Source organism: Exiguobacterium sp. SL-10 (assembly GCF_004337025.1).
Lineage (GTDB): Bacteria > Bacillota > Bacilli > Exiguobacteriales > Exiguobacteriaceae > Exiguobacterium.
Genome location: NZ_SJUP01000001.1, coordinates 247,429 through 268,171, shown reverse-complemented (window position 1 = coordinate 268,171; position 20,743 = coordinate 247,429). Strand labels below are relative to the sequence as shown.

Sequence of the window (20,743 nt, the reverse complement as noted above, 5' to 3'; positions counted from 1 at the left end):
ATGAAAAGGAGCGACACGTATCGCTCCTTTTTTGTGTATGGTGTTATTGGGCTTGCTTGAATCGCTCGAGCGCTCGGGCCCGAGCTTCCTTGTGGTCAACGATTGGGTCCACATATCCGTCACGCTCGGCAAGGCCAGGGAAATGAATCGCCTTCTTATCGAGATCGGCGAGTTCAGGTACATACTTCCGGATGAACGTCCCGTCCCGATCAAACTTCTCGGACTGCGTCGTCGGATTGAAGATGCGGAAGTACGGCACCGCATCTGTGCCGACCGAGGCGGCCCATTGCCAGCCCCCAATATTCGAGGCCGCCTCATAGTCGATCAGCTTCTGCTCGAAATAGCGCTCCCCTTTCCGCCAGTCAATCATCAGATGCTTCGACAAGAACGAGGCGACGATCATGCGAAGCCGGTTATGCATCCAGCCCGTCTCGTTCAGTTGCCGCATCGCCGCATCGACGATTGGGTACCCCGTCTTCCCATCACACCACGCTTTGAAGTTCTCCTCATCGTTTTCCCAATCCAAATGCTTATACTTGTCGTTGAACGGACGGTCTTTCAACCCTGGGAATTGAACCATGATCATATAGTAAAACTCACGCCATAACAGCTCATCATAATACGTGTCCCGCCCGCTCGACTTCGGTGCCGATCGCACCGCTTCCGCCACGGTGCGGATTGACAACACCCCGGTCCGGAGATACGGCGAGAGCCGGCTCGTGCCGGCGATGGCTGGGATGTCCCGGTCCACATCGTATGCGTCGACCCGATTGTTGACGAAGTCATGCAAGCGTCGTTTCGCGGCCGCTTCGCCGAGCGCTTTCCACGAACGCTCGCACCGGTCGAACTGATGCTGCAATTCAATCGGTACGACATTGTCGGTCGTGACGAGCTGCTTCAGCATCTCGATATCGACTTCATACGGTGCGGGCGGGGCCTCAGCATAGGCCGCTTTTTTGAACGGTGTGTAGACTTTGTACGGATCGCCATCTTTTTTCGTGAACGCGTTCGGGGCGAACAAATGCCGATCGAGCAAACGGATGACTTTGACGTCTTGCCCGAGCGCCTCGATGACGGCATCGTCGCGCTGCTTGAACGGTTCGACATACTCGGCGTTGAAATATAAGGCGTCGAGCTCACCGAGTGATTCGACAAACTGTTCAGCCGTGTCGGCAACGAGCACACGCAGACCAAGTCCGTTCTCCTTGAGTTCATCCATGAATTGTCGCATCGTCGCGAAAAAGTAATCGTGCCGCGTCTCGAACGGCTCGCAATACTTGGGATTGAGCCAAAAGACAAATTCCACGTCATCACTTGAATCTGCATCTTTCAATACCCGGTGTAACATATGATGATCAGTCAATCGAAAATCTGATCGAAACCAACAGACTCGTCTCATCTCTCCCACTCCTATCTAAAAAAGAAGCATAGCCGCGCTATGCTTCTTTACATTATACAAATTCAATCAATAAGTCGTCACTTTGGATTGTGTCGCCTTCTTTAATATGGACCGCTTTGACTTCACCGTCTTGAGCGGCTTGGACCGTCGTCTCCATCTTCATCGCTTCTGTGACGAGGAGCTGTTCCCCGCGGTGGACACGGCTACCCGGTTCGACGAGCACTTTCAATACCGAACCTGGCATCGAAGCACCGACTTGTTTCGGGTTCGACCGATCGACTTTCGGACGGCTCGTCGTCGCCGACTTCACGTTCACGTCCTTGATTTCGATTTCGCGCGGTACCCCGTTCATCTCGTAAGAGACGAGACGGATGCCGTCCTCGTTCGCCGCACTGATTTGAACGAGTTTGATGATGAGCGTCTTCCCGGTCTCGATTTCGACTTGAATCGTCTCTCCGACGTTCAATCCGTAGAAGAACGTCAACGTGTCGAGCACCGACACATCACCGTACGTCGTCGAATGCGTGATGTAGTCCTCGAACACTTTCGGATACAACGCGTTCGAGAGTAGTTCAAAGTCCGTCACCGGACGATCGAGTTTCTCGAACAACTTCGTCTGTGCCGCCTTGAAGTCGTACGGTTCGATCAGTTTACCCGGACGTACGTCGAGCGGCTTGTCACCTTTCAAGATGGCTTGCTGCACGTCAGTCGGGAATCCTCCAGGAGGCGTGCCGAGCTCCCCGCGCATCATCTCGACGACCGAATCTGGGAAGTCAAGTTGGTAACCACGTTCAACGACATCTTGTTCGCTCAAGTTGTGTTGGACCATGAACAGCGCCATGTCTCCGACGACTTTCGAAGATGGTGTTACTTTGACGATATCGCCGAACAACATGTTGACACGGGCGTACATCGCCTTTACTTCGCTCCAACGGTCGCCTAAACCGACCGCCTTCGCTTGTTGTTGCAAGTTCGAATACTGTCCACCTGGCATCTCGTGCTCATATACCGACGGGTTCGAAGCGCGCATGTCACTTTCGAACGGCTCATAGTTATGACGCACGTCTTGCCAGTAGTCGCTGATGACTTCGTAATGTTTCGCATCGATTTTCGGTTGACGCTTGTGATGGTCAAGCGCGTAAATCAAGCTGCCGCCTGAAGGTTGTGATGTCATACCCGACATCGAGCTCGCAGCGACGTCGACGATGTCGACGCCCGCATCTGTCGCCCGCGCATACGTGAAGATCCCGTTGCCGGAAGCGTCGTGCGTATGCAAGTGAATCGGCAAGTCGACGGCATCTTTCAAGGCCGAGACGAGCGCGTACGCCGATTCCGGTTTGAGCAGACCGGCCATATCTTTGATGGCAAGGATGTGGGCCCCGCTCGCTTCGAGTTTCTTCGCCAAGTCAACGTAATACGGCAAGTGATATTTCGGACGGCTGCCATCGTATAGGTCACCCGTATAACAAACCGCTGCCTCGGCAACTTTTCCGGTCGGTAACGTCGCGTCAATCGCAAGTTGGATTGACTCGAGGTTGTTCAAGCTGTCGAAGATTCGGAACACGTCGACGCCGGCATAGGCCGCCTCATGGACGAACTGCTCGATGACGTTGTCGGCATAGTTTTTATAACCGACGGCGTTGGCGCCGCGAAGCAACATTTGAATCAACACGTTCGGCATTTTCTCACGAAGACGCATGAGACGAACCCATGGGTCTTCCGAGAGGAAGCGATAGGCAACGTCGAACGTAGCCCCGCCCCACGCCTCGACCGAGAACAACTCTGGCATGAGCTTGCTCGTCGGTTCGGCGATATTGATGATGTCTTGCGTCCGCACCCGTGTTGCGAGCAGAGACTGGTGCGCGTCGCGCATCGTCGTATCCGTCAACAACAGTTCAGGCTGGCGCTTGATCCAATCGGCGAGGCCGTCCGGACCGAGCTCCGTCAAAATCTGTTTCGTCCCTGGTTTGGCTTCAGCCGGAAGGTTTTGCGGGATCCGGACCGATCGGCTGATCGGCTTATCTTTCAATCCGACACCCGGGAATCCGTTCACCGTGACGTCACCGATATAGTTAAGGAGCTTCGTCCCGCGGTCTTTCCGTTTCGGGAAGACAAACAGTTCCGGCGTCTCGTCGATGAACGACGTGTTATAGTCACCGCTGATGAAGTTTTGATGTTTCATCACGTTAATCAAGAACGGAATGTTCGTCTTGATGCCGCGAATCCGGAACTCGTTCAAGTTACGGACCATTTTCGAAGCCGCTTGCTCGAACGTCATGCCGTGTGTCGACAGCTTCACGAGGAGTGAGTCGTAATACGGCGAGATTTCGGCCCCGACGTAGGCGTTGCCCCCATCGAGTCGGACCCCAAAGCCGCCCGGAGAGCGGTACGCCATAATTTTGCCCGTGTCCGGCATAAAGTTGTTGCCCGGATCTTCTGACGTGACGCGGGACTGGATCGCGTAACCGAGCAATTTGATGTCCTCTTGTTTCGGCATATGAATGACGTCGCCGTGGAGCGACTCTCCTTGCGCGATCATGAGCTGAGTCTGCACGATATCGAAGCCGGTCACCATCTCTGTGATTGTGTGCTCGACTTGAATGCGCGGGTTGACCTCGATGAAGTAGAACGACTCGTCTTCCGTGACGAGGAATTCGACCGTCCCGGCGTTAATATAGCCGACATGGCGCATCAGTTTTACGGCCGCGTCACAGATGGCTTGACGTGATGCTTCCGATAATGTCACACAAGGTGCGACCTCGACGACTTTTTGATGTCGACGTTGGACCGAGCAGTCGCGTTCGAACAAGTGAATGATGTTCCCGTGATCGTCCCCGAGAATCTGAACCTCGATATGCTTTGGACGTTCCACTAATTTTTCTATGTACACTTCGTCTGAACCGAACGCTTGCTTCGCTTCTGACTTGGCACGTTCAATCAAATCTTTCATCTCGGCTTCCGTGCGGATGACACGCATCCCTCGTCCACCTCCGCCCATCGCCGCTTTGACCATGAGTGGGAACCCGTGTTCGTTCGCAAAGTCGAGCGCGTCTTCGTATGATGTGAGCGGTCCGTTTGAACCTGGAATGACCGGCAGACCGGCTGCGATCGCACTTTGGCGAGCTCGAACTTTATCCCCGAACGCGTGAAGATGCGATTCGTTCGGACCGACGAAGATGATGCCTTCTTCGCGGCAACGACGTGCGAGCTCGATATTCTCGGATAAGAAACCGTACCCCGGGTGAATCGCGTCAGCCCCCGACTGTTTCGCGATCCGGATCACGTCCTCGATGTCGAGATAGGCGTCAATCGGCTTTTTATCGAGACCGATCAAATACGCCTCATCCGCTTTGAAGCGGTGCAATGATCCGCTATCTTCTTGTGAATAGACGGCGACCGTGCGCATCCCTAATTCAGTGGCGGCCCTAAAGACACGAATGGCGATTTCTCCACGGTTGGCTACAAGTAATTTGCTAATTGGTTTCAACATAAATCCCCCCATTTAAGTAGTTCAATCCTTTTTACCTTACAACATGCAGCGAAGAACTTTGAACATTTTCTGCCGACTTTTCACGGATTTCCGCTCGCTTCGTCGCTTCCCGATGCCGATTTCGCATCGAGATGCTACTGAGCACACCGAGAATTCCCATCGTCATGATGAGTGACGTCCCGCCGTAACTGACGAGCGGGAGCGTGACACCTGTACCTGGGAACCAGCCGGACATGGCACCGATATTGATTCCGGTCTGGACCATGATTTGAGCAGCGATACCGAACGAGACGAACATCGCGAAGTGACTATCGCTATGATTGGCGATATTGACGGCTCGAAATGCGATGAAAAAGAGCAAGACGAGGACGACGACGACACCAACAAAACCGAGTTCCTCGGCAATGATTGACATGATATAGTCCGTCTCCGGTTCGGGCAGGTACCCGTATTTCTGATAACTGTTCCCGAGACCGACACCCGTCAAGCCCCCATGTACGATTGAGATGATCGACATGAGTAATTGATGACCATAGCCTTCAGGGTCCATGAACGGATTGAAGACGACTTCGATCCGACTGCGTTGATTTTCCGAGAAAATCGTCGTGAACATCAAATAGACGACTCCGATGCCGGCGAGGACAGATGGGATAATGATTCGGAGCGGCGCCCCGACGGCGAGCCACATGAGGAACATGATGGCGCCGAGGACGAACAGTCCCCCCATATCCGGTTGCCCGTTGATGGCGATCGCATACGGCAAAAAGAAGTAGATGACCGGAATCACGAAGAAGGCACCGGCTTGGGCCCGGATTCCTTTCTTCATGACCGCAGCTCGCCCGAGTCGGCCTGGCAGCCCTTTCAATTCGTTGTTCCACAATTGGTGATAATAGTTCGCGAGCAATAAAATCAATACAAACTTGGCAATCTCGACTGGTTGAATCGTAAACCCACCAATGATGAGCCACGCCCGCGCCCCGTTGAGCGGTGGCATCGCCCACGTGACGAACAACAGAACGACCGATAAGAGATAGAGGCCGTACAAAATATTTGGTTTTCTAAAGTTCTCATAGCGAAACATCGTTGCGATGAAATAGACGATGATGCCGAGTCCGGCATAAACAAGTTGCCGATAGAACAAACCGCTGTTCGCGTAATCCCCGCGATTCCATACACTCGCACTGTAAATCATGATCGAGCTGATTCCGACGAGCATGAGCACCGCAATGAACAGTGAGAAATCAAAGTACCGAAACCGAGTTTTCATGTTTTCACTTCCTTATGTACAACAATCCTTGACCCATTATAAAAAAATACTCAAACAGCGCCGCTTGCACAGTTTGAGTATAAGGTTCATAAATCTGAAGCTTCCGCGAGGGCGGACAGCTTTTGTTCCAATGAATCGAGCAGTCCTTTACCTTCAATGTCTGAAATGAGTCCAAGACGGACCGCAAAATCAATTTGGCGTGATAGACCGAACATATGTGTATCAAGCACCTCTTCATAAAGCGGGCACTTCGGCATTTTTAGGTTTTCTAACTGCACTTCAATCAAACAACGGATTTTTTCAGCGTCGGCCTCTAATAGTTGAAGCGCTTGCTCCCGTTGGACTGCAGCCAAATTTGTCGCCACTACGACCCCTCCTCCGTACAATGACAGACTGTTTGTCATAACTCAACTGTACATTATATTTCATCATAATTCAATGAACAGTCTGGAATCACTACGAGTTTCTCGCAGTTTCCCTTTTTCTGAGAAAGAGCTGTATAATGTACAGTGTATCGTGATTAAAGGGGGCGTATCAATGATTTTTCCACTAGACGGAGCGGTTCGTCACGCGTTGACGATCGACCCGACCGTATGGATTTTTGATGACCGCAAGCGAAATGTCGAAGACCTCGACCGCGCGGTAGAAAGTGACAATGACGCATACTATGCCAAGATGGGGAAGGCATGGGACGACGGCTTGACGCAAGGGACACGTATCGACCACAACAAACCGATGACTCGGGCCGATAAGGATGCGGCGCTGCGCGACTCGTTCGCGATGCCGTTCGCCCCGTTCCTGCAAAACGCTGAACCGATTGCTACGGCGACGCACGTCAGCTTTTATGGGGAGACGGTGCTCACGCTGCCAATCGATGAGGCGCGTACCGTCTATCTTCAGTTCTCGAAAGACGGGAAAGTGCTCGTGGACGGTCCAGTCTACGTCTTGCATCATCAGCACATTTTGCGAGGGGTTCATCACATCGCGGTGCGAACAGAAGCATAATCGAGAAGGCCATTGTGCCTTCTCATTTTTTTGGACTTTTTAGTTCACAAAGTGTAACATATACGTTATGGAAAAACTTCAAGCTTGAAAGGTCGTGACGCTTACGTACCCTTTATGGAAGAAAAATTTAATCATCGTCTGGATCGGTAGTTTTTTGACGGCGGCCTCGATGAGCCTCGTCCTGCCGTTCCTCCCCTTGTTCATCGAAGAGCTCGGAGTCACGGATCCCGATCACGTTGTCACGTGGTCAGCCGTCGCTTTCGGGGCCACGTTCCTCGTGGCCGCCATCGTCTCCCCGCTTTGGGGACGGCTCGCCGACCAAAAAGGACGCAAGTTAATGCTCATTCGTGCGAGCCTCGGCATGGCGATCGTGATGACGCTCATTAGCTTCGTGCAAGACGTGTATCAACTCGTGGGGCTTCGGCTCCTCATGGGCGCCGTATCTGGATTCATATCGGCGGGGATCACCCTCGTCGCTTCACAAACGCCAAAAGAGAAAAGTGGCTGGGCGCTCGGTACGTTGTCGACCGGTGGCATCACCGGCGGACTCCTCGGTCCATTGATCGGAGGACTCCTCGCCGACTGGATTGGGCTTCGACCCGTTTTTCTCTTGACCGGCAGTGCCCTGTTTATCACGTTTCTCATCACACTCGGGTTCGTGAAAGAGGACTTTGTCCCGGTGGCGCGCGAGCGACTTGATTCGACGAGATCGATTATCGCCTCACTTCGTCACCCACAACTCATCTTTAGTCTATTTTTGACGACGTTTTTAATCACCTTCTCGACGCAGTCGGTCGGTCCTCTGTTGACGTTGTACGTCCGTGAACTAAACCCGTACACGACGTCGCTCGCCTTTATCGCTGGCATCGTCGCTTCGGCACCAGGTGTGGCCGCCCTCATTTCCGCACAGCGGCTCGGTCGGCTCTCCGATCGATATGGTGCCGAACGCATTTTATTTTGGGCGCTCATCGTCTATAGCGCCTTCTTGATTCCGCAGGCGTTCGTGACGTCGACGACGCAACTCGTCGTGTTACGGTTCGGGCTCGGTTTCGCCACCGCGGCACTCATGCCGTCCGTGCAGTCGCTCCTCCGTCAACATACGCCGAGCCGGGCGGCCGGGCGCATCTTCTCCTATAATCAGTCAGCCCAGTTTATGGGTAACTTGCTCGGACCGTTGTTCGGGTCCCAAGTCGTCGCCCATTTCGGCTTCTCCGCCCTATTCATCGTAACCGGCCTGATCATGTTGACGAACGCCCTGCTCGAAAAATCGAACGTGCAAGTCGCACTCCATCCAAACACAAAATAAACGCCGAGCGGCCGCTCGGCGCTTTTTGTTATAGTAAATCGGCGGCCAACCGGGCGAGCGAAGAGCGCTCCCCTTTGATGAGTTGGACGTGCCCGAACACGTTTTGTCCTTTGAACCGTTCGACGGCGTACGTGAGACCGTTCGAATATTCATCCAAATACGGATGGTCGATTTGATACGGGTCGCCGACGAGAACGATTTTCGAGTTTTCTCCGACCCGAGTCAGAATCGTCTTAATCTCATGTTTCGTCAAGTTTTGAGCCTCATCGATGATGATGAACTGATCCGGCATGCTGCGGCCACGGATATACGTGAGCGCCTCGAGCTGAATCGATTTGATACCGGCCAAGATGTTACCGAGCTCATCTTTTGAATTGGCGTTAAACAAAAACTCCAAGTTGTCGTAAATCGGTTGCATCCAAGGCCGAAGTTTTTCTTCCATCTCCCCGGGTAAATAGCCGATATCATTCCCCATCGGGACGACCGGGCGGGCGACGACGAGCTTGTTGAACCGACGTTCGTCTTCAACGAGTGACAACCCGGCCGCGAGCGCGAGAAGTGTCTTCCCGGTCCCCGCTTTGCCGAGCAACGTCACGAATGGGATATCGTCCCGAAGCAACAAGTCAAGCGCCATCCGCTGTTGGACGTTGCGGGGATGGATGCCCCAGACGTGTTCGACGTCTAGGGAGAGCGGACGAAGGATTGGTTGCAGCGCATCGACGACCGCGACCGCGCTCGCTTTCGAGACGTTACTTTTCAAAACGACGAATGAATTCGGATACAGCTGATTTTTCGTCAAAGCGGATAGTGGGAGCTGCCGGACTTTGTAAAATTCATCGATGACGGCTTGATCGACTTCGATTTCTTGGTAGCCAGCATATCGATCTGTCGTGTCGACGATATGGTCGGTCAAATAGTCTTCGGCTTCGATGCCGATTGCATCCGCTTTGACGCGGACGAGTATATCTTTCGAGACGACCACGACTTTACGGGTGCGGTCATGCTCGTATTGTTTCATCAGGCCGAGCGCCACGGTCAAGATGCGGTTGTCGTTCGTCATGACGTCGAACGGGAAATCGACAGTATGTTCGTGACCGATCTCGACGAACAAGTGCCCGCCGTTTTCGAGCGGTACCCCGTCGTGCAGTTTACCGGTCGTGCGGAGTTGGTCAAGTACACGCGCCGTCTCACGGGCGTTGCGACCGACTTCATCCATATTGCGTTTTTTGCCGTCAAGCTCTTCTAATACGATGGCGGGAATGACGACATCGTGCTCATCGAATTGGAACAAAGAGAGTGGATCGTGTAAGAGTACGTTCGTATCGAGCACATACGTTTTTTTCATAGACTTTGCCGCCCCTCGAAAATAGGATGGTGATCAAGAATTCAAACTCTCCTTGACTTCACGGTCCAGCTTTTCTGCTGCTTCGACATCGTACGTCTTGACGATGTCCGGTTGCCCATACTCCGCTCCATAAAAGGAGACGTTACGGACTTCCTCGACGTGCCCTTCAAAAAAGCGAAGGTGCAATCCCGGCTTCACACTCGGCTCGAATTCGGCCACATGTGATAAGGCCACACTGTAGGCCTGGCCCCCTTCTATAAAAATGAGACTTGCGGTTCGCTCGTTTGCGAGCAACGTGATCAAATGCGAATTCTTCGTCAAGGTAAAGCGAATCGTCATTTCATTCGGCGCTTGCACCCAACTGATGGCATGGGTGGTCGGCCACCGTTTCGGTTCATCAAATGCGATTAGAAACGTCAATGGCATATCGTTTAACGTGTCTTGTTGTGACGTTGAAAGTTCGAACGCGGTTTTACTCGCCATATACTCCCCTCCTCCCGAACGGGTATACGAAATGGATTCGCCCTTACAAACCTCTTTCCCTGCTTTTCTCTCCTGAAATCATGCTATAATCAACGAAGAGGAAGGTGAGACCATGCGCGTAAAGTGCTCTCTTTGTGACAAAATCGAAACGATTGATTCGTGGTCGTTCGAAGCGAAACGACTTCGTAATAAACCTGCTAAAACGTACATGTGCCAAGCGTGCCAAGAACGCATCACCGCGCGAACCGCTGAGCGTGCCGCGACCGGCCAATTCCACCTATATCCATCATTCCGGCAAAAACGGAGATGGTAATCAAAAATGGACGTCTCGCCCGAGGGCGAAACGTCCATTTTTTAGTGTGATTCGATGCCTTGACGTCGGTTCCACCAGAGTCGGCCCCGGTAAATCGCCAAGACGACAGCCATGACCAGGAGAACTTCTGGAATCGGCCATGTGAAGAAGACGAGCGCCATCGTGCCTGCACCAAGGGCGAGCAGCATATAGACGACGAGTGACTTCCACCACGTCAATTGTTTGGCAAAACCTAGTTTGAACACGAGTATCGTCAATAAGATGACCGTGATGATTAACGCGTTGAACCCGACCGAGAAGTCGTTCGCATCACTGCCGACGCCAAGTAGCGAGGCAATCCACGGCACATCGATTTGTGTGATGTCCATCGTTTGAGAAGCTTTCAAGCTGATAATCCCCCTTCATTTCCTACACAACCATTCTACACTATCCAAAACAAAAGGGAACGCCTAGGCGCTCCCTTTTTTCCGACTTATTCTTTACCAAGTTTACGACGCTTGTCAGCTTTCTCGCGCTCGTTCTTGTTCAAGACTTTTTTACGGAGACGGATCGACTCCGGTGTGATTTCACAGTACTCGTCATCGTTCAAGAACGTGAGCGATTCTTCGAGTGAGAAGACGCGTGGACGTTTCAAGACTTGTGTCGAGTCTTTTGCTGAAGCACGCATGTTCGTCAACTGTTTGCCTTTGACAGCGTTGATCGCGAGGTCGACGTCACGGTTACATTCACCGATGATCATTCCCTCGTATACTTCTACACCTGGCTCGATGAAGATCGTTCCACGGTCTTCAAGGGCACCGATCGAGTAAGCCGTCGACTTACCAGGTTCGATACAAACCATGACACCACTGCGGCGTCCGCCGATGTCAGCAGAGATAAACGGACGGTACTCTTCGAACGTGTGGTTCAAGATCCCGTATCCGCGTGTTGCTGACAAGAACTCGTTACGATAGCCGATGAGACCACGTGACGGAACGATGAATTCCATACGTGTTTGACCGTTGTCGTTCGTGTTCATGTTCGCGAGTTCCCCTTTACGGAGACCGATCGATTCCATGACTGAACCCGTGTACTCTTCTGGGACGTCAACGATGACGCGCTCGAACGGCTCAATTTTCGTACCATCTTCGTCTTCACGGATGATAACTTGTGGTTTCGACACTTGAAGTTCGTAGCCTTCACGACGCATGTTCTCAATCAAGATCCCGAGGTGAAGCTCACCGCGTCCTGATACGACCCATTGGTCAGGCGAATCTGTGTTTTCGACACGGAGTGAAACGTCCGTCTCGAGTTGTTTCATCAAACGCTCTTCGATTTTACGTGCTGTCACGAAATCGCCTTCGCGTCCTGCGAACGGTGAGTTGTTTGTCATGAAACGCATTTGAAGCGTCGGCTCATCGATGCGAAGGAGCGGAAGTGGCTCTTCTTGACCGACTGGCGTGACCGTCTCACCGACGTTGATGTCTTCCATCCCGGCGATGGCGATCAAGTCACCAGCTTTGGCTTCTTCGATTTCAACACGTTTGAGGCCGAAGTAACCGAACAATTTAGTGACGCGCAATTGTTTGATTGATCCGTCTGTTTTGCAAAGTGACACTGATTCGCCGACTTTGATTTTCCCACGGAAGACGCGACCTACGCCGATCCGGCCGAGGTAGTTGTCGTAGTCGAGCATCGTGACTTGGAACTGAAGCGGCTCATCCGAGTTATCGATTGGTGCCGGTGTGTTCTCAAGAATCGTGTCGAGCACGTACGTGATTGTATCTTCTTGCTTCTCTGGATCAGGATCGAACGAACTTGAACCGCTGACTGCAGACGTATAGACGACAGGGAATTCAAGTTGATCTTCATCTGCTCCAAGGTCGATCAACAAGTCGACAACTTCATCGACAACGTCGAGTGGGCGTACCATCGGCTTGTCAATTTTGTTGACGACAACGATTGGACGGAGACCTTGGTCGAGTGCTTTCTTCAATACGAAACGCGTTTGTGGCATACAGCCTTCACGTGCATCGACGACGAGGATAACGCCGTCAACCATACGCATGATCCGCTCAACTTCACCACCGAAGTCGGCGTGACCCGGTGTATCAACGATGTTGATGCGTGTGTCTTTATAATCGATTGCCGTGTTTTTCGCGAGAATTGTGATTCCGCGCTCACGTTCGATATCGTTCGAGTCCATGGCGCGTTCTGCGACCATTTCGTTTGTCCGGAAAGTACCAGACTGTTTCAATAATTCATCGACAAGCGTTGTTTTACCATGGTCAACGTGGGCGATGATGGCTACGTTCCGAAGGTTAGTTCTTACATTCATGTAGTTAGTCCTCTCTTATTTAAAAAAGTTTCATCTTTTATTCAACTTTAAGAGTATAGCACACGTCCTACCACCTTTGTCGAGTGTTATCAACTGTTAACGTTTCCAAACGCATCATTTTTGACTACAATAAAGAAGACTAGAGAAAAAAGGGGGAATCTCCATGCAACTCATGTTCGTTTTAATCGCGACCGCGGTCGTCGCTGGTTTCGTCGGTATCGGAATCGGGGTCGCCGAAGGAAGTGCCGCCATCATCATCGGTAGTCTCGCCTTGAGCGGCATCGCCACATTCTTTGGAATCAACTTGCGCCGTCGGGTCCTCTCGAATCGACGTCCATAACAGAAGGCCCGGGCGATTTGCCCGGGCCTTGTTTATGGTGTTATTCTTCTGGCGCCAACACTTATAGGTCGCGTGTCAGACAGATGCGGTCACGCAAGGCGAGACCGTCCTCTTCGATTGACGGATAACCGTGGTCCGGGAAATAGTCCCGCTCGACTGATTCAAACCGGAAACCGGCTTGTTGATAAAAGCGCAACTGGACGATGCTCGAGTTACCCGTACAGACGAGCATCTGCCTCGCACCGCTCTGCTCGGCGCGACGAATCGCGTCTTGGAGCAAACGTTGACCAATTGTCTGGTTTTGCCGATCCGGCTTGACGGCGATGTTGACGAGTTCGATCATCGTCTCACTGCGCCGCACCAACATATACGCACCGACACGTTCCCCACCGAGTGTCGCTTCATACGTCTCGCCCGCAACGTATTGTTCACGCACCATCGCCTCATTCGGGTTGGCCAAGACGAGCAAGTCACGGACGCGGTCGTAGGTGCCGTTGACCCCAATCTGAAGGTCAGGTCTCACTTCCGGAGTCGCCCCTTTGGCGATGACGTAGTGTTTGACGACATCTTTGACGAACGTCTCGCTCCCAGCAAGGACCGATGTCTTCCCGTCATAGCGGACCGGTTCCCCATAAATCGAGACGACCCTGCCTCCAACTTCCTCGACGAGCAGTTTACCGGCGGCATAGTCCCACGGCATATTCCGCATCGTGATATACCCGTCGACCCGTCCCGCTGCGAGCCACGCGAGTTCGAGCGAGGCGGCCCCATGCGCCCGTGTGCCGACCGAGTCTCGAACAATCGGGGCGAGCACTTCCGGGGCGATCTGCTGGTTCGGTGTCACCCATGTCGCGTTCATGCTAAGGAAAGCATCACGGACATGATGTTCTTGGATTGATGGGAGCTTCCGACCGTTCAACGTCGTCCCGACACCGCGGCGCGCCACGAACAGTTCATCCGCCATCACGTCATACACAAATCCGTACTCGATGATCCCGTCAATCATGACGGCCACCGAGATGGCAAACATACGCTTCTGGTGAATGAAATTCAACGTTCCGTCGATCGGGTCGACGAACCAGACCGTTCCAGACAGGTCGTCTGGCCCTGTGGAGATCCCCTCTTCCCCGATGATCTGATGCTCGGGATACGTCTCGCGGATGCGGTCGACAATTAACTGTTCAACGGCCCGATCAATTTCCGTGACCAAATCTCCTTTCCCCGTCTTTCGCTCGATGCGATAACTCTCATCGATTTGCTGTCGAATATATTCCCCTGCCTGCTTAATCAAATCAATCGCGAACCATTCCAACATGTTTATCACCTCTAATATGTATTGTACCAAACAAAAACCAGTATCCGCATGGAATACTGGTTGAATGAGTGGTTGTGGGTCAGGCTTCGAGACGCAAAAGTTCTTGGCGATATTTCTCTAACCGATGCTTGCTAGCCTGGACAGTGGCATCGTCTTGTGACGCCATTGCATCGAAGAGAGTTGCCAATTCATAATCAATCTCTAAGCGCAGCACCGGAATCCGTTTTTCTGCGTCTTTTCTTTTGAATGCCTCGATCACTTGTTTCATGAGATGCCACACTCCTTTAGTTGGGCTACAAGTTACGGTTTAGTGAGTTGAATTGAGTATATCAGATGAGATTCAAAAAAGAAAGAGAATTGTCTGACTATTTTGAATTTTTTATCTTAGTGAGTATATTCCCATTTCAACTAACGCTAAACCTGAAATAACTGTTAGTGATATGTACCCCATTTAGAAGACAAATAACAAAAAAAGCATGAGAAAACTGTTCTGTTTTCCCATGCTTTCCAGCAGTTACAACTTTATAATCTTTGAATTTGATTTTAGGGCCGCTTGGACCGTACGATAGGTAGAGTAACCGGTCTGTTCGTCGTGGACGGCACTTAGTTGTTTTTCTTCTGATTTCGATGTCACGATTTGTTTGAACGACCGATACGCATCCAAAAACGACTCACGGTCGACGCCGCCTTCATTGGCCAAGGCGACTTGATTATAGAACTCGACGACTTCGATGAGTTCGTCGGTCGTCCAGTCCGGATTGATCGGATAGTTGATTTGCATATTCTTCACCTCGACAACCATTGTATCAACAAAAAAAACTATTGCAAGTTGGGATAGAAATCACTATAGTTTTTTTGTTGCATTGTTTTTGAAACGAAATGTTCTGATTGACCACAGCTTAAACCTAAACCAAAAACCCATATACACACTGCTATCAAGGAGGACTTACTATTGAAACTTAAAGGTGCTACACAGCTCGAGACACCGCTCTTTGACACGTTGCTCACGCACGTGGACACGAACCCGATCGCGTTCCACATCCCTGGCCATAAAGGCGGAAAAGGGATGGACCCTGAGTTCCGCGACTTCATCGGCGAAAACGCCTTGAAAATCGATTTGATCAACATCGCCCCGCTCGATGATCTCCATCATCCGAAAGCGTCGATTGCCGAGGCCGAGCGCCTCGCTGCCGAGGCGTTCCGTGCCGACGAGACGTTCTTCTCGGTCCAAGGGACATCGAGCGCCATCATGGCGATGATCATGGGCGTCGTTGGACCGAACGAGAAGATCATCGTACCGCGGAACGTGCATAAATCCGTCATGTCCGCCCTCATTTTGACCGGGGCCCACCCGGTCTTCATCCATCCGGAATATGATGAGACCTACGGAATTGCCCACGGAATCACGGCAAGTGCCGTCGAACGCGCTCTCGAGATGCACCCTGACACGAAAGCCGTCCTCGTCATCAATCCAACGTACTTCGGGATTGCTGGTGATTTGGAACGGATCGTCGCAGTCGCTCACGCTCAAGACGTACCGGTCCTCGTCGACGAGGCACACGGTGTCCACTTGCCGTTCCACGACGAACTCCCGCTCTCGGCGATGCAAGCCGGCGCAGACGTCGCGGCGACGAGCGTCCATAAACTGGGTGGTTCGATGACGGGAAGTTCAATTTTGAACGTCCGCCGCGGACTCGTCTCGCCGGAACGGATTCACGCAATGCTCTCGATGATCACGACGACATCAACATCCTATCTCCTTCTCGCTTCTCTCGATGCGGCCCGCCGCCAGTTGGCGACAAAAGGAGAAATGATGAACGAACGTGCCCTCACGCTATCACGAATGGCTCGTACAGCTATCGACAATATGCCGCACTTGTCGGTATACGGTCACGCCGAACTTCATTCAGAGTCGACGTACGCGCTCGACGAGACGAAAATCCTCGTCTCGGTCCGCGAGCTCGGGATCACTGGCTTTGAAGTCGAGAAATATTTGCGGGAGACCCATCGGATCGAAGTTGAAATGTCCGATTTGTTGAACGTCTTGTTCATCGTGACGAGTGCCGACGACGAATCGACGATTCAAGCGTTGATTGACGGCATGCGTGACGTCGTATCGGTCTATGACCAGTCTGGGAACGATTCGCTATCGATCATGCTCCCAGAGATTCCACCGCTCGCGCTCAGCCCGCGTGACGCGTTCTACGAGGAGACAGAGACGATCCCCCTCGAGAACGCCGTTGGACGCATCTCAGCCGAGTTCATTATGGTATATCCACCAGGAATCCCAATCATCATTCCGGGAGAACTGATTACGACATCGACACTCGAATACATCATGGCCAACATCGAGGCCGGTCTACCGGTCCAAGGTCTTGAAGACGAGTCGCTCCAAATGATTAAAGTGATTCAACAAACGAAAGCAATCCGTTAAAACGAAAGCGAGCCGGTCCAATGGACCGGCTCGCTTTGTGTCATCAAAAGAAAAGGTGGCTTATGATGATCGAATTGCTTCCCCTACGTTCCATTATAAGAAAACGCTTACATTTTTTCAAGGGGTAAATTTCCTGTTTGATTGGATTCAATCTCATTTTCAGTTAGACAGAGGCGTAAAAACTCGGCAACATGACCAGTATCGCGCAGGGCGATCCCAAGCATCGGATACAGCTGTCTCGGTTCTTCGAGCGCACGGACGTCAAGAAGGGCAGATTGTCCGGTCTGCATACAGACGACAAGCACTTTTCCCATGAATTGATGTGTATACACAAAACCGAAATCATAACGTGACGTCTCTGTCTCGATTCCCGTGAAACGGACACGGCTCGTCTCAGAGACGGTATATAACAATTCTTCATCGAACGCCATCATCGTTCCCTCCTTTCTGACTTCACTCCTTATTTTCCTTTATACTGAACGTACGAAACATAAGGAGGACGACTGATGAAGATACGAAAAGCGAACGAACAAGATTGCGCCGAACTCGTTGCTCTCATGCGACTACTATGGCCAGACGCACCCGTTGCTGAACTCAAGCCTGAGGTCCGGCTCGGTCTCCGCTCGGGCAAGATGCACTACTTCATCGCGGAAACGGACGTACCGATCGGCTTTTGTCAGCTCAGTTTCCGTCATGACTACGTCCCTGGCACCTCCAGTTCCCCGACCGCGTTTATAGAAGGCATTTACGTCGTCGAAGCCGCACGGCAGCAAGACGTGGCGACACGGCTCGTCGAAACGGCCTCCTCGTTCGCCCAGTCGCAAGGATGCGCCGAGCTCGCCTCCGACACGGAAGTCGAGAACGACGGCAGTCAACGGTTCCATGAACGCATCGGCTTTCAAGAAGTCGAACGGACCGTCCATTACGTAAAAAAGCTCTCTCGCGAGTAAGCGAGAGAGCTTTTGACTTATTTAACGACGTGGATTGGCATACCCATTGCGATTTCTGCCGCTTCCATTGCCATCTCACCGAGTGATGGGTGAGCGTGGATTGTAAGCGCGATATCTTCTGCAGTCATGCCTGCTTCGATTGCGAGACCAAGCTCGGCGATCATATCTGAAGCGCCAGTTCCCGCGATTTGAGCACCGATCAAGAGACCGTCCTCTTTACGCGTGATGAGCTTCATGAAGCCGTCTGGCTCGTCGAGAGCGAGGGCACGGCCGTTCGCTGCGAATGGGAATTTCGATACAGTGATCTCAAGTCCTTCTTCTTTTGCGAGTGGCTCTGTGTAACCGACTGTTGCAAGTTCAGGGTCAGTGAAGACGACCGCTGGGATTGCTGAGTAGTCGAGGTAAGCTGGCTTACCGGCAGCTGCCTCCGCTGCGACTTTCGCTTCATAAGAAGCTTTGTGCGCGAGCGGTGGTCCTGGTACGATGTCGCCGATGGCGTAGATGTTTTCGTTCGATGTCTTGCACTGGTCGTCGATTTCGATGATGCCGCGGTCGCTGATTTTGACTTCCGCGTTCTCAAGACCGATGTCGCCAGTGTTTGGACGACGGCCGACTGTGACGAGGACGTAGTCCGCTTCAACAGACTGCTCTTCGCCGTTCACTTCAAACTTAACCGTTACGCCGTCTTCTGTTTCCTCGACGCCTTTTGCAAGCGCGTTCGTGTGAATCGTGACGTTGCCTTTTTGTTTGAGTTTCTTCTTGACGATTTGCGTCATTTGCGGCTCGAAGCCAGACAAGATGTCGCTTGCGCCTTCAACGACGACGACTTCTGTATCGAAGTTCGCGTACGCTGTGCCGAGCTCCATACCGATGTACCCGCCGCCGATGACGACAAGTTTCTTCGGTACTTCAGGAAGAGCCAATGCGCCAGTTGAAGAAAGGACGCGTTTTGACCATTTGAACGATGGGATCTCGATTGGTGTCGAACCAGTCGCGATAATCGCTTTTTTGAACTTGTAAGGAGTCGAGCTATCTTCTGTGATAACACGAACTGTATCTTCAGAGGCGAAGAAAGCTTCACCTTGAACGATGTCAATCTTGTTACCTTTCAAAAGACCTTTGACGCCGCCAGTCAATTTGTTGACGACCGACTGTTTCCAGTCTTGGACTTTTGTGAAGTCGACTGATACGTTGTCAGACGTGATTCCCATTGACGAGTGACCTTTTGCATGCTGGAAGTTGTGACCAGCCGTGATCAACGCTTTTGATGGGATACAACCGACGTTCAAGCAGACGCCACCAAAGTTACCTTTTTCGACGATCGTGACTTTAAGGCCAAGTTGTGCGCCACGGATGGCTGCGACGTATCCACCAGGACCGGCGCCGATGACAAGCAAATCAGTTTCTTGTGCGAATTCTCCTACTACCATGTTCTTATCCCTCCATCATTAGAAGTGCTGGATCTTGAAGCAAGCGTTTCACCATGTTGAGTGCGTTTTGAGCAGTCGCACCGTCGATGAGGCGGTGGTCAAAGCTGAATGAAAGCGCGAGGACAGGTGCCGCGACGATTTCGCCGTCTTTAACGACAGCTTTTTCAGCGATGCGGCCGATACCGAGAATTGCAACTTCTGGGTGGTTGATAACAGGTGTGAACCATTGTCCACCAGCTGAACCGATGTTCGTGATTGTGATCGATCCGCCTTTCATGTCGTCCCCAGCAAGTTTGCCTTCACGTGCTTTACCGGCAAGCTCATTGATATTTGTAGCGAGTGCGTAAATTGACTTACGGTCCGCTTCTTTGACGACAGGAACAACGAGACCGTTGTCCGTATCAGCAGCGATACCGATGTTGTAGTAGTTTTTGTAGACGATCTCTTCGTTGACATCATCGATCGATGCGTTGATGGCTGGGTAAGCTTTCGCTGCAGCAGTCAATGCTTTTACGACGAACGGCAAGTACGTGAGTTTTACGCCTTGGTCAGCAGCCACTTGTTTGAACTCTTTACGGAGTGCGACGAGTTTCGTGACGTCGACTTCGTCCATGAGTGTAACGTGTGGAGCTGTGTGCTTCGAGTTAACCATTGCTTTCGAGATTGCTTTACGGATACCACGGATTTTCTCGCGCGTTTCGAGTTCAGGCGTTGCTGACTCGTAAGGCTTGATTTCCGTTTTCGCAGCCGCTGCTGGAGCTACAGATTCTGTTTTCTCTGTTGTAGCTTCTGCTGCTGGTGCTTCTCCGTTTGCGAATGCATCGATATCTTCTTTCAAGACGCGACCGTTATCTCCAGAACCTTGGACTTCACGGATGTCGACGCCTTTTTCACGAGCATATTTGCGGATTGAAGGCATCGCGATGACGCGCTCCGATTTGTGAAGTTGAACTTCACGCGGGCCGTCTTCTTTCACGTCTTCTTTCACATCTTCAGTCTTCTCTTCAGCTTTAGGCTGTTCAGGAGCTGCTTCTTCTTCACCGGCTGGTGCGTCACCTTCGATATCGAACGTGATGAGGACATCGCCGACGACCGCAACTGTACCTTCAGAGACTTTGACTTCTTTAACTGTTCCATCAACTGGAGCAGGAATCTCAACGACGGCTTTGTCGTTTTGAACTTCAAGAAGAATGTCATCTTCTTTTACTGTATCCCCTGCTTTTACGAACCACTTGACGATTTCACCTTCGTGAATTCCTTCACCGATGTCTGGTAATTTAAATTCAAATACTGCCACTGGTTTTTCCTCCCATCAATTCATCATGTAAACACAACGAGGGAGACAATTC

Annotated in this window: 20 protein-coding genes; 6 read left to right on the top strand and 14 right to left on the bottom strand. The window is 51.8% G+C overall.

What is annotated here, in order from left to right:
• Window positions 1-43: 43 nt before the first annotated feature.
• From EVJ33_RS01325 to EVJ33_RS01310, 4 genes are all read right to left on the bottom strand, one after another.
• Window positions 44-1,399 carry a cryptochrome/photolyase family protein gene (locus EVJ33_RS01325; RefSeq protein ID WP_131433757.1) on the bottom strand — a complete coding sequence of 452 codons (1,356 nt, stop codon included), beginning with the start codon at window positions 1,397-1,399 and terminating at the stop codon, window positions 44-46.
• Window positions 1,400-1,451: 52 nt separating this feature from the next.
• Window positions 1,452-4,889, bottom strand: coding sequence for a pyruvate carboxylase (locus EVJ33_RS01320; RefSeq protein ID WP_131433755.1), 3,438 nt, complete (start codon window positions 4,887-4,889; stop codon window positions 1,452-1,454).
• A gap of 31 nt (window positions 4,890-4,920) precedes the next feature.
• Window positions 4,921-6,156, bottom strand: a complete 1,236-nt coding sequence (locus tag EVJ33_RS01315; protein WP_131433753.1) for an FtsW/RodA/SpoVE family cell cycle protein — start codon at window positions 6,154-6,156, stop codon at window positions 4,921-4,923.
• An 86-nt stretch (window positions 6,157-6,242) separates the two neighbouring features.
• Entirely contained in the window at window positions 6,243-6,521 is a 279-nt protein-coding gene (locus EVJ33_RS01310; protein WP_021067011.1) for an Fpa/YlaN family protein, read from the bottom strand.
• Window positions 6,522-6,693: 172 nt separating this feature from the next.
• Between EVJ33_RS01310 and EVJ33_RS01305 the strand changes: the two genes are divergently transcribed.
• The gene (locus EVJ33_RS01305) at window positions 6,694-7,161 is read left to right on the top strand and encodes a hypothetical protein (RefSeq protein WP_131433751.1); all 468 of its coding nucleotides are present in this window, start codon (window positions 6,694-6,696) and stop codon (window positions 7,159-7,161) included.
• Window positions 7,162-7,255: 94 nt separating this feature from the next.
• The gene (locus EVJ33_RS01300; protein WP_236634498.1) at window positions 7,256-8,467 is read left to right on the top strand and encodes a multidrug efflux MFS transporter; all 1,212 of its coding nucleotides are present in this window, start codon (window positions 7,256-7,258) and stop codon (window positions 8,465-8,467) included.
• A gap of 28 nt (window positions 8,468-8,495) precedes the next feature.
• Here EVJ33_RS01300 and EVJ33_RS01295 read toward each other — a convergent pair whose 3' ends face one another.
• Together EVJ33_RS01295 and EVJ33_RS01290 are read right to left on the bottom strand one after the other, a co-directional pair.
• Window positions 8,496-9,812, bottom strand: a complete 1,317-nt coding sequence (locus EVJ33_RS01295) for a PhoH family protein (protein ID WP_131433749.1) — start codon at window positions 9,810-9,812, stop codon at window positions 8,496-8,498.
• A gap of 33 nt (window positions 9,813-9,845) precedes the next feature.
• Window positions 9,846-10,295 (bottom strand): PNPOx family protein, encoded by a 450-nt coding sequence (locus tag EVJ33_RS01290; protein ID WP_131433747.1) that lies wholly within the window; start codon window positions 10,293-10,295, stop codon window positions 9,846-9,848.
• 112 nt (window positions 10,296-10,407) lie between these two features.
• Here EVJ33_RS01290 and EVJ33_RS01285 point away from each other — a divergent pair, with 112 nt between their 5' ends.
• The gene (locus EVJ33_RS01285) at window positions 10,408-10,608 is read left to right on the top strand and encodes a YlaI family protein (protein WP_131433745.1); all 201 of its coding nucleotides are present in this window, start codon (window positions 10,408-10,410) and stop codon (window positions 10,606-10,608) included.
• Between the two features lie 41 nt (window positions 10,609-10,649).
• On the opposite strand, the gene EVJ33_RS01280 is transcribed toward EVJ33_RS01285, so the two are convergent.
• Window positions 10,650-10,994, bottom strand: coding sequence for a YlaH-like family protein (locus tag EVJ33_RS01280; protein WP_235045181.1), 345 nt, complete (start codon window positions 10,992-10,994; stop codon window positions 10,650-10,652).
• Window positions 10,995-11,080: 86 nt separating this feature from the next.
• The gene (typA, locus tag EVJ33_RS01275) at window positions 11,081-12,925 is read right to left on the bottom strand and encodes a translational GTPase TypA (protein WP_131433743.1); all 1,845 of its coding nucleotides are present in this window, start codon (window positions 12,923-12,925) and stop codon (window positions 11,081-11,083) included.
• Between the two features lie 163 nt (window positions 12,926-13,088).
• On the opposite strand from typA, the gene EVJ33_RS15495 reads away from it, so the two are divergent.
• Window positions 13,089-13,265: a hypothetical protein gene (locus tag EVJ33_RS15495; protein ID WP_021067003.1), complete on the top strand. Its 177-nt coding sequence runs from the start codon at window positions 13,089-13,091 to the stop codon at window positions 13,263-13,265.
• 61 nt (window positions 13,266-13,326) lie between these two features.
• Here the strand turns inward: EVJ33_RS15495 and EVJ33_RS01270 are convergent, their stop codons facing one another.
• The 3 genes from EVJ33_RS01270 to EVJ33_RS01260 all read right to left on the bottom strand — a co-directional run bounded on the left by EVJ33_RS01270 (window position 13,327) and on the right by EVJ33_RS01260 (window position 15,361).
• A complete protein-coding gene (locus tag EVJ33_RS01270; protein ID WP_131433741.1) occupies window positions 13,327-14,580 on the bottom strand; it encodes an inositol monophosphatase family protein in 1,254 nt (417 codons plus the stop codon).
• A gap of 79 nt (window positions 14,581-14,659) precedes the next feature.
• On the bottom strand, window positions 14,660-14,848 hold the full coding sequence (locus EVJ33_RS01265; RefSeq protein WP_015881266.1) for a hypothetical protein: 189 nt from the start codon (window positions 14,846-14,848) through the stop codon (window positions 14,660-14,662).
• Window positions 14,849-15,094: 246 nt separating this feature from the next.
• Window positions 15,095-15,361 (bottom strand): UPF0223 family protein, encoded by a 267-nt coding sequence (locus EVJ33_RS01260; RefSeq protein WP_201739648.1) that lies wholly within the window; start codon window positions 15,359-15,361, stop codon window positions 15,095-15,097.
• A gap of 171 nt (window positions 15,362-15,532) precedes the next feature.
• On the opposite strand from EVJ33_RS01260, the gene EVJ33_RS01255 reads away from it, so the two are divergent.
• The gene (locus EVJ33_RS01255; protein ID WP_131433737.1) at window positions 15,533-17,014 is read left to right on the top strand and encodes an aminotransferase class I/II-fold pyridoxal phosphate-dependent enzyme; all 1,482 of its coding nucleotides are present in this window, start codon (window positions 15,533-15,535) and stop codon (window positions 17,012-17,014) included.
• Between the two features lie 107 nt (window positions 17,015-17,121).
• Here EVJ33_RS01255 and EVJ33_RS01250 read toward each other — a convergent pair whose 3' ends face one another.
• A complete protein-coding gene (locus EVJ33_RS01250) occupies window positions 17,122-17,445 on the bottom strand; it encodes a DUF3055 domain-containing protein (RefSeq protein ID WP_131433735.1) in 324 nt (107 codons plus the stop codon).
• Between the two features lie 75 nt (window positions 17,446-17,520).
• Between EVJ33_RS01250 and aac(6') the strand changes: the two genes are divergently transcribed.
• Window positions 17,521-17,964 (top strand): aminoglycoside 6'-N-acetyltransferase, encoded by a 444-nt coding sequence (gene aac(6') / locus EVJ33_RS01245; RefSeq protein ID WP_131433733.1) that lies wholly within the window; start codon window positions 17,521-17,523, stop codon window positions 17,962-17,964.
• A gap of 17 nt (window positions 17,965-17,981) precedes the next feature.
• On the opposite strand, the gene lpdA is transcribed toward aac(6'), so the two are convergent.
• Complete coding sequence (gene lpdA / locus EVJ33_RS01240) at window positions 17,982-19,394, bottom strand: dihydrolipoyl dehydrogenase (RefSeq protein WP_034777014.1); 1,413 nt, start codon at window positions 19,392-19,394, stop codon at window positions 17,982-17,984.
• Between the two features lie 4 nt (window positions 19,395-19,398).
• Complete coding sequence (locus EVJ33_RS01235) at window positions 19,399-20,691, bottom strand: dihydrolipoamide acetyltransferase family protein (RefSeq protein WP_131433731.1); 1,293 nt, start codon at window positions 20,689-20,691, stop codon at window positions 19,399-19,401.
• Window positions 20,692-20,743 lie beyond the last annotated feature (52 nt).